The 13,627-nt window shown below is 69.7% G+C and carries 10 protein-coding genes; 5 read left to right on the plus strand and 5 right to left on the minus strand.

Annotated elements, in window-relative coordinates:
* Positions 1–14 precede the first annotated feature (14 nt).
* The 4 genes from D456_RS0100630 to D456_RS0100645 all read right to left on the minus strand — a co-directional run bounded on the left by D456_RS0100630 (position 15) and on the right by D456_RS0100645 (position 5,235).
* Positions 15–1,016 carry an adenylate/guanylate cyclase domain-containing protein gene (locus tag D456_RS0100630; RefSeq protein WP_017574212.1) on the minus strand — a complete coding sequence of 334 codons (1,002 nt, stop codon included), beginning with the start codon at positions 1,014–1,016 and terminating at the stop codon, positions 15–17.
* A gap of 102 nt (positions 1,017–1,118) precedes the next feature.
* The gene (locus D456_RS0100635; RefSeq protein ID WP_040698454.1) at positions 1,119–1,640 is read right to left on the minus strand and encodes a PH domain-containing protein; all 522 of its coding nucleotides are present in this window, start codon (positions 1,638–1,640) and stop codon (positions 1,119–1,121) included.
* Positions 1,641–1,728: 88 nt separating this feature from the next.
* On the minus strand, positions 1,729–2,583 hold the full coding sequence (locus D456_RS0100640; protein WP_017574214.1) for a biotin--[acetyl-CoA-carboxylase] ligase: 855 nt from the start codon (positions 2,581–2,583) through the stop codon (positions 1,729–1,731).
* Positions 2,584–2,673: 90 nt separating this feature from the next.
* Positions 2,674–5,235: a phosphoenolpyruvate carboxylase gene (locus D456_RS0100645; RefSeq protein ID WP_026115447.1), complete on the minus strand. Its 2,562-nt coding sequence runs from the start codon at positions 5,233–5,235 to the stop codon at positions 2,674–2,676.
* Positions 5,236–5,584: 349 nt separating this feature from the next.
* On the opposite strand from D456_RS0100645, the gene D456_RS0100650 reads away from it, so the two are divergent.
* The 3 genes from D456_RS0100650 to D456_RS0100660 all read left to right on the plus strand — a co-directional run bounded on the left by D456_RS0100650 (position 5,585) and on the right by D456_RS0100660 (position 9,274).
* Positions 5,585–7,195 carry an acyl-CoA carboxylase subunit beta gene (locus D456_RS0100650; protein ID WP_017574216.1) on the plus strand — a complete coding sequence of 537 codons (1,611 nt, stop codon included), beginning with the start codon at positions 5,585–5,587 and terminating at the stop codon, positions 7,193–7,195.
* Complete coding sequence (locus tag D456_RS0100655) at positions 7,192–7,422, plus strand: acyl-CoA carboxylase subunit epsilon (RefSeq protein ID WP_017574217.1); 231 nt, start codon at positions 7,192–7,194, stop codon at positions 7,420–7,422. Before D456_RS0100650 ends, D456_RS0100655 begins: the two co-directional genes overlap by 4 nt.
* A gap of 88 nt (positions 7,423–7,510) precedes the next feature.
* A complete protein-coding gene (locus tag D456_RS0100660) occupies positions 7,511–9,274 on the plus strand; it encodes an acetyl/propionyl/methylcrotonyl-CoA carboxylase subunit alpha (RefSeq protein ID WP_017574218.1) in 1,764 nt (587 codons plus the stop codon).
* A gap of 54 nt (positions 9,275–9,328) precedes the next feature.
* On the opposite strand, the gene D456_RS0100665 is transcribed toward D456_RS0100660, so the two are convergent.
* The gene (locus D456_RS0100665) at positions 9,329–9,955 is read right to left on the minus strand and encodes a Uma2 family endonuclease (RefSeq protein ID WP_040698404.1); all 627 of its coding nucleotides are present in this window, start codon (positions 9,953–9,955) and stop codon (positions 9,329–9,331) included.
* A gap of 564 nt (positions 9,956–10,519) precedes the next feature.
* Between D456_RS0100665 and D456_RS0100675 the strand changes: the two genes are divergently transcribed.
* Both D456_RS0100675 and D456_RS0100680 read left to right on the plus strand, forming a co-directional pair.
* Positions 10,520–12,031, plus strand: coding sequence for a dicarboxylate/amino acid:cation symporter (locus tag D456_RS0100675; protein WP_017574220.1), 1,512 nt, complete (start codon positions 10,520–10,522; stop codon positions 12,029–12,031).
* A 220-nt stretch (positions 12,032–12,251) separates the two neighbouring features.
* Positions 12,252–13,505 (plus strand): hypothetical protein, encoded by a 1,254-nt coding sequence (locus tag D456_RS0100680; RefSeq protein WP_017574221.1) that lies wholly within the window; start codon positions 12,252–12,254, stop codon positions 13,503–13,505.
* Positions 13,506–13,627 lie beyond the last annotated feature (122 nt).

A 13,627-nucleotide genomic window follows, 5' to 3' on the forward strand; every position in this document is an offset into this window, starting at 1 on the left:
CATCCACCCGCCGGTCAGTCCTGGGTGTGGCCGCCGGGTTCGAAGTTGCGTCGCAGTGCGTAGGGCTGGATCAGTCCGAGACCGTGCGCGTGCCGGGCTCGGACCTGGACCACCTGGAGCCCTTCGACGCCCTGGAGGTCGCCGGCGAGCGTGTCGTCGATGAGGACGGTTCCGGGCCGGGCGAAGGAGGTCAGGCGGCTGGAGCGGTTCACGGTCGTGCCGAACACGTCGCCGTGCAGGGTCAGGACCGGACCCGAGGCCACCCCCACCCGCACGTCGGGAACCTCCACGTGGGTACGGACCCCGGAGGCCAGTCGGAGTGCGATGTCGGCGGCCTCCGCGGCCGAGTCGGCCACGTAGAGCACCTCGTCGCCGAGGGTCTTGACCACACGCCCGCCCCCGGAAGCGACGATGTCGGCGGCCGCGGCCTCGAAGGACTCGACCACACCGGCGAGTTCGACCTCGTCGAGCTCTCGGCTGAGGGTGGTGAAGGAGACCAGGTCGGCGAAGCCCACGATGAGCGGGTAGTAGTTCGGGACCATGTCGTTGCTGTTGGACATCACCGCGAGGGTGCGCGAGGTCGAGGCGGCCAGCTGACGGCGCCAGATGTGCAGCAGGAGGCGCTCGACCTCGGGCAACAACTCCTTGACCTGCCCCATCAAGGGGTTGTCGGCGTTGTCCTCCCCGTCCTTGAAGATGAGGGTGCTCAGGATGCTGGTCTGCCAGTCGGCCAGGCGGGCCATGGTCTGGCCCATCGCCCGGGCGAAACGGACCACGCCCTCGTCGTCGAGCGCACCCCCCTGGAGCAGGGCGTTGGTGACACGCAGGGCTTCGACGTCGCTCTCGGCGAAGATGGCCTCGTCGTCACCCTGGGTGGGAAAACCCAGGGCGCGCCAGATACGGCCGGCGAGTTCGGGATCGACACCGGACAGCTCGATGGCCTGGGCCCGGGTGTACACCGCCTCACCGCCCAGGAGGACGGCCTCGATCTCTTTCGGGTCAGGACTCGACGGCATACGTTCTCTTTCACTGCCCGTCCCCGCGAGGGTGCGAGGAGCACGTTCTTCCATCGACGGCTCGTTGAGTTCCGGGGATCCCAGTTTATCCCCGGCCCCAGGTCAGGCGGAGGGGGCCGACGGGTACCCGGGGGTCTGCGCCGAGCTCACCTGGCGGTAGATCTCGGCCTGGAACCACTGAGGACGGGGCACACGCTGCAGCGTCATGCTCTCGTTCTCCGAAGCCGACTGCACTGACAACGTTCCGTACCGCATCAGACGTTCCCAGAGGGAGATGTTGTAGGAGACGTCGTTCACCCGGGTCAGGGGCATGGAACGGCCCTGCTTGGAGACGATGCCCTCTTTCGTCATGAGCCGCTGGGTGGTGAGGACGTAGACGGTCGTGGCCCACCGCAGCATCGGGACCAGGCAGAAGACGATCGTGGCGAGGGCGGCCACACCACCGATGGCCAGGGCGGCCACGGTGCTCCACTCCTCGTTCCACGGCATGAACCACAACCCGGCACCGACCACCGCGAGGACGAGGACCAGCACCGCGAACTCGCCCACCAGAACGGTCCAGTGCTGGCGTGCGACGTGGACGAGCTCCTCGTCGTCGGCAAGATGACGGTCCGCGATAGCCATACCGGTGATCATGGCACAAGCCGGACCGGGCCGTGAAGGTGGAGCAAAGGCCCGTGGACGGACACGGCCCGGTCTCCACGGCCGGGGTTCAGGCCCGGGGACGAACGTGCACGACGTCGCCGACGCTCAGCGCCTTCTCCCCCGCCGCGGTGGTCACCACCAGACGTGCCTGTTCGTCGATCCCGGTCGCGTCGGCATCCAGCAGCTCACCACCGGGCAGGTGCACGGTGATCCGGCGGCCCACGGTCGAACACAGGTCCCGGTAGAGGGGGGCCAGTCCGCTCGCCTCCGCGTCACCCCCGGCAGCGGTCCACACCGTGTAGAGCTCCTCGAACTCACCGAGGAAGGAACCCAGGAGCGAGCTCCGGTCCAGGGCGGTGGCGCCCTCGCTCCTCAAGGACACGGCGGTGGGCACGGGCAGTTCTCCACGGCTCTGCGACACGTTCAGCCCCATGCCGATGACCACGGCCGGGGCCTCGGCCACCAGGTCCGCATCGGCCAGGATCCCGGCGAGCTTGCCGTCGGTCTCGGCGGACTCCGCACGCAGGCCGGCGGGGACGATGAGGTCGTTGGGCCACTTGAGCGCGGCCCGGACACCGGTGGTGCGGCGCACTGCGCCCACAGCCGCCGCCCCCATGAGCGCGGGCAGCCATCCCAGGACGTCCGGGGCCACCGGCGGGCGCAACAACAGGGAGAAGGTCAGCGCCGCCCCCCGGGGGGTCAGGAACCCGCGCCCGAGCCGTCCGCGCCCGGCGGTCTGGTGCTCGGCGACCAGGACCGTGCCCTCCTCCTCACCCTCTTCGGCACGGGCGAGGAGTTCGGTGTTGGTGGAGCCCACCGCGGGCAGCACCTCCACACGCCGCCACGGCCCTCCGGGCCGCACGAGCGCGGCGGCCAGTTCGTCCTGCGAGAGCGGTGTCCGACGGGTCCGGTCCAGGTCCATACGCCCATTACAGCACTATCGGGAATCCGCCGGGAGGGTGCACCGCTCCCCCTCTCCGGGGCCGGGGCACCCTCGCGTACGGGTCCGGGGTCAGCCGGTGTTCTGCAGACCGGCGGCCACACCGTTGACGGACAACAGGAGCAACCTCTCCAGGTGTTGCTGGTCCTGCTCCGACAGGGAGTCGGCCTCCTCCCCGCGCAGGGCCTCCAGAGCACGCAACTGCAGGTGCGAGAGCGCGTCCACGTAGGGGTTGCGCAGGTCGACGGCGCGGGACAGGACCGCGCGGTTCTCCAGCAGGCGCCCGTGCCCGGTCACCCGCAGCACCAGGTCGCGGGTGAGGTCGTACTCGGCCAGGACCTTCTCGGTGAGCTCGGGGCGTCCGCCGAGGGCGAGGTAGCGCTCGGCGACGGTCCGGTCGGTCTTGGCCAGGCTCATCTCCGCGTTGTCCAACAGGGACGCGAACATGGGCCATTCCCGGTAAGCGCGCTGCAACAACGACACGTCCTGGACGGCAGCCAGCCCTGTGCCGAGGCCGAACCAGCCGGGCAGGTTGACGCGGGTCTGGGTCCAGGCGAACACCCACGGGATCGCACGCAGGTCGTCCAGGCCCTTGGCGGCCGAACGGCGCGAGGGGCGCGACCCCAGACGGAGTTCTCCCAGTTCCTCCAAGGGACTGACCTGGGAGAACCACACGGCGAAGTCCTCGGTACCGATGAGATCCAGGTAGGTCTCCTGCGCGGCGGCCGCGATGGTGTCGGCGTAGGGGCGGAACTCCTGCTCCGCCGAGCGCTCGCGTTCCTGCACACGGTCGGTGGAGGCCAGCAGCACCGCGTGGCCGACCTGTTCGATGTGGCGGCGGGCGATGGCGTCCTGGCCGTAACGGGCGAAGATGACCTCGCCCTGCTCGGTGACCTTGAACCGGCCGTCGACCGACCCGGGTGCCTGGGCGAGCAGGGCCCGGCTGGCGGGTCCGCCGCCCCGCCCCAGGGAACCGCCGCGACCGTGGAAGAGGGTGAGCCGGATCCCGTTCCCGCGCGCCCACTCCGACAGCCGTGCCTGGGCGTCGTACAGGCGCAGTGTGGCGCTGACCGGGCCGACGTCCTTGGCGGAGTCGCTGTAGCCGAGCATGACCTCCAGCCGGTGCCCGGTCTCCTCCAGACGGCGCTGTACCTGGGGCAGGTCCAGCATCCCGCCGAGCACGTGCGGGGACGCCTCCAGGTCCGCGCCGGTCTCGAAGAGCGGGATCACGTCGAGGACGGGCCTGCGGTCCTCCGGCAGCGCGTAGGAGGCCAGTTCGTGCACGGCGGAGATGTCCTCGGCCGAGCGGGTGAAACTGACGATGTAGCGGCGGCAGGCGTCGACCCCGAAACGTTCCTGGATCCAGGAGATGACCCGGATCGTGGCCAGGACCTCCTCGGTGCGTTCCGAGGGGCGCTCCCCGGCGCGCAGTTCGGCCAGCGCCGCGGCGTGCACCTCGCTGTGCTGGCGGATCTCGAGTTCGGCGAGGTGGAAACCGAAGGTCTCGGCCTGCCACACCAAGTGCTGCAGCTGCCCGTAGGCCTGGCGGACCGCGCCCGCCTCGGCCAAGGAGTTCTGGACGGTGCGCAGGTCCGCGAGGAAGGCGTCGACGTCGGGATAGGCCAGGTCGGCGTCGCGCTCGCGGGTGGCACGCAGGCGCGCGGTGGCCAGCATCAGGAGCTGACGGTGGGGCTCGTTGGGTGAGCGGCTGCCGATCTCGGCCATGAGTCCGGGGTGTCCGGCCTTGGCGGTGGCGATGGCCTCGTGCAGGGCCTTGTCGGCGGGGGTGAGGTTGGAGTAGGCGGTCAGGGTGCGCGCGACCCGGTCGCAGGCGGACTCGAGTCCGCGCAGCACGTGCTCCGACTGGATCGTCATGGCCTCACGGGTGACCTCGTGGGTGACGAAGGGGTTGCCGTCGCGGTCGCCGCCGATCCAGCTGCCGTAACGCACGAAGGGCAGGACGCGCGGCGGGCGGGTGCCGGTGCCCTCGGGGTCCACGGCGGCGTCCAGGGAGCGGTAGACCTGTGGGACGACGGAGAAGATGGTCTCGTCGAAGGCCGCCAGGGCGGTGCGCACTTCGTCGAGCGGGTCGAGCTTGGTGTAGCGCAGCTGGGAGGTGCGCCAGAGCAGGTCGACCTCCTCCAGCAGGCGCCGGTGCGCCTCGGCTGCGGCACTGCTGCCCTCGTGTGCGTCGTGCCAGGCCTCCAGCTGGGCGCTGATGCGCAGGATCGAGGTGGACACGGCGCGGCGCCGGGCCTCGGTGGGGTGGGCGGTGAAGACCGGGTGGAACTCCATGCCCTCCAGGAGGTTCTCCAGGGTCTCTTCGCCGCCGCCTTCCTCGCGGACCGCACGCACGGCCGCGGCGAGCGATTCCGACGGCGGGTTCGCGGCGTCGTCCCGCTCGCGCAGGGCCCGCATGCGCTGGTGCTCCTCGGCCAGGTTGGCCAGGTGGAAGTAGACGGTGAAGGCGCGGGCGACCTGCTTGGCCCGTTCCAGGGGCCAAGCGCCCACCAGGCGGGTGATCTCCTCGCCCTCGACCGTGCCTTCGCGTGCACCGATCACCGCGTGCCGGAGTTTCTCCACATCCTCGAGGAGATCGGCGCCCCCGCTCTCGGCGAGGATCGTCCCGAGCATCTCACCGAGCAGTTTCACATCGCTGCGGAGTTGCTCGGGGACTTCCTGCCGTGCACTGTCGCGTTCCGCGTTCACCGCTGTCATGGGCCCGAGCCTACAGAGAACAACGACCGCACAATACGAGCGGGGGCGCATTTCTCGCATTCCTCAGCGGCGTGAATTATTGTGATTCTTCGCCTCTTTTGCACAGAGTTCACCGCTATTCCTGTCCTGGGGCGCCCGGGCGACAGGCCGCCGGGAGCGGCCGGGGACGCCCGGTCCCCCGTCAGCAGGCAGGGCCCCGGACAGTGCCGGATAACCGTGGGCCGCGTGCAAAACCCTGTGAGGCACAGGGTTAACCTGCGTTGTTATGGCCACCGAAGCCCCTGAACCGCTCCCCACGGACGAGATCGACATCCACACCACCACGGGCAAGCTCGCCGACCTGCAGCGCCGCCGGTACGAGGCGGTCAACGCGGGGTCGGCGCGGGCCGTGGAGAAACAGCACGCCAAAGGCAAGATGACCGCACGCGAGCGGATCGACGCCCTGCTCGATCCCGGCTCGTTCGTCGAGTTCGACGCCCTGGCCCGGCACCGTTCCACCAGTTTCGGGCTGGAGGACAAGCGTCCCTACGGCGACGGTGTCGTCACCGGCCACGGGACGGTGGACGGACGGCCCGTCGCCGTCTTCAGCCAGGACGTCACCGTGTTCGGCGGGTCCCTGGGCGAGGTCTACGGCGAGAAGATCGTCAAGGTCCTCGACCACGCCCTGCAGAACGGTTGCCCCGTCGTGGGCATCAACGAGGGCGGAGGCGCCCGCATCCAGGAGGGTGTGGTCGCGCTCGGCCAGTACGGCGAGATCTTCCGCCGCAACACCCACGCTTCCGGGGTGATCCCGCAGATCTCCCTGATCATGGGGGCCACCGCCGGCGGCCATGTCTATTCCCCGGCGCTCACCGACTTCACGGTGATGGTCGACCAGACCTCGCAGATGTTCATCACCGGCCCCGACGTGATCAAGACCGTCACCGGCGAGGACGTGTCGATGGAGGAGCTGGGCGGCGCCGCCACGCACACGGCCCGCTCCGGCGTGGCCCACTACATGGGTACCGACGAGCAGGACGCCGTCGACTACGTCAAGGACCTGCTGGCGCACCTGCCCGACAACAACCTGGACGAGGCGCCCCCGGTCCCGCCCGAGGAGGCGCCCGCCGAAGAGGTCACCGACTCCGACCTGGCGCTGGACACGTTCGTCCCGGACTCCGCCAACCAGCCCTACGACATGCGCACGGTGCTGGAGTCGGTGCTGGACGACGGTGATTTCCTGGAGGTCCACGCCCGGTTCGCGACCAACCTGGTGGTGGGTTTCGGCCGCGTCGACGGCCGGTCCGTCGGTGTGGTGGCCAACCAGCCCCAGAGTCTGGCCGGTTGCCTGGACATCGACGCCTCCGAGAAGGCCGCGCGTTTCGTGCGTACCTGTGACGCGTTCAACGTCCCGGTGCTGACCTTCGTCGACGTGCCCGGTTTCCTGCCCGGCACCGACCAGGAGTGGGACGGCATCATCCGCCGCGGCGCCAAGCTGCTCTACGCCTACTCCGAGGCCACGGTCCCCCTCATCACCGTCATCACCCGCAAGGCCTTCGGCGGCGCCTACGACGTCATGGGTTCCAAGCACCTGGGCGCGGACGTCAACCTGGCCTGGCCCACGGCCCAGATCGCGGTCATGGGGGCCCAGGGCGCGGTGAACATCCTGCACCGGCGCACCCTGGCCGACGCCGAGGACGTCGAGGCCGAGCGGGCCCGCCTCGTCACCGAGTACGAAGACACCCTCCTGAACCCGTACTCGGCGGCCGAACGCGGTTACGTGGACGGGGTCATCATGCCTTCGGAGACACGGGACCAGGTGGCCAAGGCACTCAAGGCACTGCGGAACAAGCGCAAGCAGCTTCCGCCGAAGAAGCATGGGAACATCCCGCTGTGAGCGCTTACAGCAACGCGCCGCACCTGACCGTGGTCAGGGGCGAGCCGACCACAGAGGAACTCGCCGCACTCACCGCGGTGCTCAGCGCACGTGCCGCGGCGGCCCGGACCGCCGCGGAGAACCCACCGCCCGAGCCCGTGTCGGGCTGGCGCGACCGGGCACAGGGCCTGCGGGGCCGTGTCTCCCCCAGGCCCGGGCCGGGCGCGTGGCGCTTGAGCATGCGTTAGCCGGCAGTCCGCGATTCCCGATGTACGAAACCCCCGTCGAGCGGTCGGCGCGTCACCGTTCCACGTTCCCGCAGGAGGATTTCCCACCGTGCGCAAAGTCCTGATCGCCAACCGCGGCGAGATCGCCGTACGCATCGCCCGCGCCTGCCGCGACGCCGGCCTGGCCAGTGTCGCGGTCTACGCCGACCCCGACCTGGACGCCCCCCACGCCAAGATCGCCGACCAGGCCCACGCCCTGGGCGGGAGCACCCCGGCCGAGTCCTACCTGGACATCGACAAACTCCTGGCGGTGGCCGCCGAGTCGGGTGCCGACGCCGTCCACCCCGGCTACGGGTTCCTGGCCGAGAACGCCGACTTCGCCCGGGCCGTGATCGATGCCGGTCTGACCTGGATCGGCCCGCCCCCGTCGGCGATCGATTCCCTGGGCGACAAGGTCCGGGCCCGCCACATCGCCCAGAAGGTCGGCGCGCCGCTGGTGGCGGGCACCCCCGATCCGGTCTCCTCGGCCGAGGAGGTCGTGGCCTTCGCCGAGGAGCACGGCCTACCCATCGCGATCAAGGCCGCCTTCGGCGGCGGGGGACGCGGCCTGAAGGTCGCCCACACCCTGGACGAGGTGCGCGACGCCTACGAGTCGGCGGTGCGCGAGGCCGTGACCGCGTTCGGGCGCGGTGAGTGCTTCGTGGAGCGCTACCTCGACCGTCCCCGCCACGTGGAGACCCAGTGCCTGGCCGACGCCCACGGCAACGTCGTGGTGGTCTCCACCCGGGACTGCTCGCTGCAGCGCCGCCACCAGAAGCTGGTCGAGGAGGCCCCTGCCCCCTTCCTGACCCAGGAGCAGAACGAGCGCCTGTACGCCGCCTCCAAGGCGATCCTGTCCGAGGCCGGGTACGTGGGTGCGGGTACCTGCGAGTTCCTGGTGGGTACCGACGGCACCATCTCGTTCCTGGAGGTCAACACCCGTCTGCAGGTCGAGCACCCGGTCACCGAGCAGGTCACCGGCATCGACCTGGTGCGGGAGATGTTCCGGGTGGCCGACGGCGAGGAGCTGGGGTACGGGGACCCGCCGGTGCGCGGGCACTCCTTCGAGTTCCGGATCAACGCCGAGGACGCCGGCAGGGGCTTCATGCCGGCCCCGGGCACCATCACCGAGATGTCGCTCCCGGGCGGCCCGGGCGTGCGCGTGGACACCGGCTGCGAGGCCGGTTTCACCGTCCCGCAGGCCTTCGACTCGATGGTGGCCAAACTGGTGGTGACCGGGCGGACACGTGCCGAGGCCCTGCAGCGCTCACGGCGGGCCCTGGCGGAGTTCACCGTCGGCGGTATGCCCACAGTGATCCCGTTCCACGAGGCGGTCGTGGCCGACCCGGCCTTCGCCCCCGCCGACCCGGAACAGACCTTCTCCGTCTACACGCGGTGGATCGAGACCGAGTTCGACAACCGGATCGAGCCGTGGTCGGGCACCCCGGGCGAGGCGGCCGGGGACGAACGCGAGCGTATGACCGTGGAGGTGGGCGGCAAGCGTGTGGAGGTCGTGCTCCCGGCCTCCCTCGGCGCGGCACCCCAGGCCACGCAGGCCGGTGGCAGGAAGAAGCGTGCGAGCCGTAGGGGCGGCGGGGGTACCTCCGCCGCGAGCGGTGACGCGCTGGTCTCACCGATGCAGGGCACCGTGGTCAAGCTCGTGGCCGAGGAGGGGGCCGAGGTCGCCGAGGGGGACACGGTCGTGGTGATCGAGGCGATGAAGATGGAGCAGCCGCTGAACGCGCACAAGTCCGGTGTGGTGACCGGGCTGAAGATCGGCTCGGGCGAGAGCGTCGCCAACGGCGCGGTCGTCTGCGAGATCAAGGAGGCCTGAGCGGCGGACGCCACGGAGGGGAGGGAGCGAGTTTCCCTTCCCGCTGAGGTTCTTTCAGCCCGAATGCCCCGTGCGAGGCAGCCGTGTGAGGTCGATATCCAATTCACATGGTGCGTCAGCTTTCATGCGTTTCCTGTGCACACCGGTCATCGTGTATCCCCCATTGACCGGGTCGAGCTCGTAGGCGTACACCACGGCGCCTTCCGCATCTTCCTTCTCTACGAGCCAGAAGTGGGGGATCCCGGCTCCTGCGTACAGCTGGGGTTTGCGTTCGTGGTCACGTACCTCCGACTGCGGGGAGACGACCTCCACCACCAGTCGAACGGCGTCCGGAGCGACCCAGGTGTCGTCCATGCTCGTCAATGCTTCCGCGTCCACCAGCATCAGGTCCGGCTCGGGCCTCTGCCGCTCCCCGAGAACCACAGTGCACTCCCGGTAGGTAAGCAGACCGGCGGGGATCTGATCGTCCATCTGACGCTCGAGAAGCTTGAGCACGAACATGTGGAACGTCTTGTGCGGACTCACCAGTACCAGGCTTCCGTCGATGAGTTCGGTGTGCGGCGGAAGATCCGGAATACGGTCGAGGTCCTCAGCGGTGAACCCGGCCTCCGGCGGGACGGGAATACTTCGCCGGTCCTCGAACTCGGAGACCTGTGGTCGGGCCACGGTGGGAGCAGACATCTCTTCGCCTCCGGTCGTCGGATCTCTGTCGTCGCTCACGGTAGCCACCCCTGCCACTCCGTAACGGTGCTTTCCTCGGATTGTCCCATCCCGGCCACGACGGGCGAGCGTGCCGACGAACCTTCCCGCTCCAGCGGCCCGGAACCACCGCCGACACGGGCACGGGGCTGGTGATTCTCACCTCACACGCTCCCGGGAAGAAGCACGCGGATCCCGGCACATGAGGGGTTTTGTTCGATGCCCGTCGAATCATCGGGCTTCCGTGTATGGAAAAGGTGAACGAACCGGGTTATCGTGCTCAATCGTGACGAACATCTGGGGACTGACACGACGGTGGCACATCGACCTGTGCCGTTGCTCCAGCCACGCGTGTAGCTGACCGCGGCCCGTGACCCCGCCCGCGCGCCCGACCACGGGCGGCGCCGAGGCATCCTCCGGAGCCGCTGCACGTCCCGCGTCACCCGACGGTGATCCCCTCTCCGACCCCCTCGCCGAGCGCACACCCCATGAGGCAGGGCCCACAGGTGTGCCCTCGGCTCTTCGCACACCACCTGGAGCAACACCGTGTCCGCACAGAGCACCACCGAAGCGCCCGCGCGGCGGAGGATCTGGATCCCCTCCTTCACCGTCCAGGTCTTCACCGCACTGTTCCTCGGCGTGGCCCTCGGCTTCGTCGCCTTCCGGATCAGCCCGCCCGACGGCGACGGTGAGGCCACCAACGGCCTGGCCACAGCACTCGACCTGTTCGGCAGCACGTTCGTGACACTGCTGCAGACGGCCGTCCCACCGCTGATCGTCCTGGCGGTCGTCACCTCGATCGCGAACCTGCGCAACGTCACCAACGCTGCGCGCCTGGCCGGCCAGACCCTGCTGTGGTTCGCGATCACCGCACTCGTCTCCGTGTCCATCGGCATCGCACTCGGCCTGACCCTGCGCCCGGGCGTCAACAGCGGGGTCGACCCGGCCTCCCAGGACGACCCGGGTCGCGAGGTGTCCTGGCTCGACTTCGTGGAGGGCCTGGTCCCGGCCAACATCCTGGGCCTGGAGGCCGACACCAGCGGTGTCGGCGACGACCTCACCACGGGACTGTCGTTCAACGTCCTGCAGCTCATCGTCATCTCGGTCGTGCTCGGTATCGCCGCTGTCAAGGTCGGCAAGCCCGCCGAGCCCTTCATCGACTTCATGCACTCGGCCCTGCAGGTCGTGCTCAAGGCCCTGTGGTGGATCATCCGCCTCGCCCCGATCGGCACCGTCGGCCTGCTCGGCAACGCGGTCTACAGCTACGGCTGGCACACCATCGGTGCGCTCGGCCAGTTCGTCCTCGCGATCTACATCGGGCTGGCACTGGTGCTCTTCGTCGTCTACCCGGTACTGGCCCGCCTGCACGGGCTGTCCCCGGCCAAGTACTTCTCCGGGGTCTGGCCGACCGTGCAGCTGGGGTTCGTCTCCCGCTCCTCCATGGGTGTTCTGCCCATCACCCAGAAGGTGGCCGAGCAGAATCTGGGCGTGCCCCGTTACTACGCGTCCTTCGCCGTACCCTTCGGCACCACCACCAAGATGGACGGTTGCGCGGCGATCTACCCGGCGATCTCGGCGATCTTCATCGCGCAGTTCTTCCCCGGGATCAGTCTCGGCCTGACCGACTACCTGCTCATCGTCCTGGTCTCGGTCATCGGTTCGGCGGCCACCGCCGGTACGACCGGTGCCGTCGTGATGCTGACGCTGACCCTGTCCACGCTGGGTCTGCCCCTGGAGGGTGTGGGCCTGCTGCTGGCGGTCGACCCGATCCTCGACATGGGCCGTACCGCCGTGAACGTGGCCGGTCAGGCGCTGATCCCCGCGATCGTCGCCAAGCGCGAGGGCATCCTCGATCTGGAGCGCTACCACACCCCGCGCGGCGGATCCGGCTTCGTGCCCCTCGACGAGGAGGACACGGCCGAAGCGGACGGTGCCCAGGAGGGCACGGCCGACTCGGCCGGCACCACCTCGGAGGGCGGCTCCGCAGACGACCCCGCGCAGGCCGACGGGGACACGGGGGCGGCCGCCGAGAATTCCGCCTCGACGGCCAAGGGCTGACCCGGACCCGCCCGTACGGCGAACGCCCGAGAACACGGTGGCGGCCACGGAAAGGCTCCGGGGCCGCCACCGCGCGTGTGCTTCCGCCCCCGCCCCGGCCCTGTCCCGCACGGGGCAGAGCCGGTCGAGCCCACCAGGAACTATGAGGATCCGTGATTCGTCTTCGGGGATGAGGGAGGCGAGAGAAACGATCATGTTGCGCCGTTTGGTAACACCCACAATGCTCACCGCCGGGCTCGCCGCCGCGGCAATGACCGTCCCGGCGGCATCCGCTGCCGCCGAGACCGACGAAACCGCCGGCCTGCCCGACACCCAGGACGTCGTCAGCGAGCTCGAGGACGACGGCGTGTACGTCGATCCCGCCATCGATGTCGGGACCGGTGAGGACGCGATCCCCGAGGGGGAGATCGCCGTCCTCGAGAACGCGGCCGCCCAAGCCGACACGCCCGTCTACTACGTCCTCGTCCCCGGGGGCAACACCACCTCCGAGGCCGGGGTGAACGCGTTCATGGATCCCGTCATGGCCGAGGTCGGGGACGGCGCCTACGGGGTCCTCTCCGGGGTCGACACGTTCGAGGTCACCTCGCCGAACCTCGAGAACACCGAGGAGATCCGCGAACTGTCCCTCCAGGAGGGCGGTGGGGCCACGGGCACCCCCAACCCGATCGACACACTCGCGGCGGTTCCCGAGGCCACGACCGAGCTCGAGGAGGCCCAGGACGCCAACGCCGTCTCCGGTTTCGTCCTGCTGGCCGTCCTCGTTCTGCTCATCGGCGCCGGCGGCTGGTTCGTCCACAACCAGCGCAAGAAGCGCGAGGCCGAGAAGGCCAAACAGCTCGAGGAGATCAAGCAGATGGCCACCGAGGACGTCGTGCGCCTCGGCGAGGACGTCTCTCGTTTCGAGATCGACCTGTCCGCGGTCGACGAGGCCACCCGTGAGGACTACACACGGGCCATGGACTCCTACGACCAGGCCAAGTCCCTCCTCGACACCATTCAGGAGCCCGACCAGGTGCGTCTGGTCACCGGCGCTCTGGAGGACGGCCGTTACTACATGGCCGCCACCCGGGCCCGCCTCAACGGCGAGGAGGTTCCCGAGCGCCGAGGTCCCTGCTTCTTCAACCCGCAGCACGGGCCCTCCACCCAGGACGTCACCTGGGCCCCGCCGGGCGGCAGCCCGCGCGAGGTCACCGCGTGCGACCAGTGCGCGCAGGCCGTGCGCCTCGGCGGACAGCCGGACGTACGCATGGTCGAGGTCGACGGCGAACGCCGCCCGTACTACGACGCCGGTCCGGCCTACTCGCCCTACGCGGGCGGCTACTTCGGCCTGAACATGATGACGGGCATGTTCACCGGCATGATGATGGGCTCGATGATGGGGTCCATGATGGGCGGCGGCATGATGGGCGCCGGGGCCGAGGACATGGGCGACGCCGGGGGCGACTTCGGTGACTTCGGAGGCTTCGACTTCTGACAGCGGGCCCGTCCCCGCCCCACACTCCCTCGCGGGCGCGTCGAGCACAGGCTCGGCGCGCCCGTTCCCGTGTGCGCTCCAGGCCCGGGGCACACGGGAGGCCCCCTTCCCTCCGCAGCAGG

It is taken from the genome of Nocardiopsis kunsanensis DSM 44524, from assembly GCF_000340965.1.
Classification (GTDB): domain Bacteria; phylum Actinomycetota; class Actinomycetes; order Streptosporangiales; family Streptosporangiaceae; genus Nocardiopsis; species Nocardiopsis kunsanensis.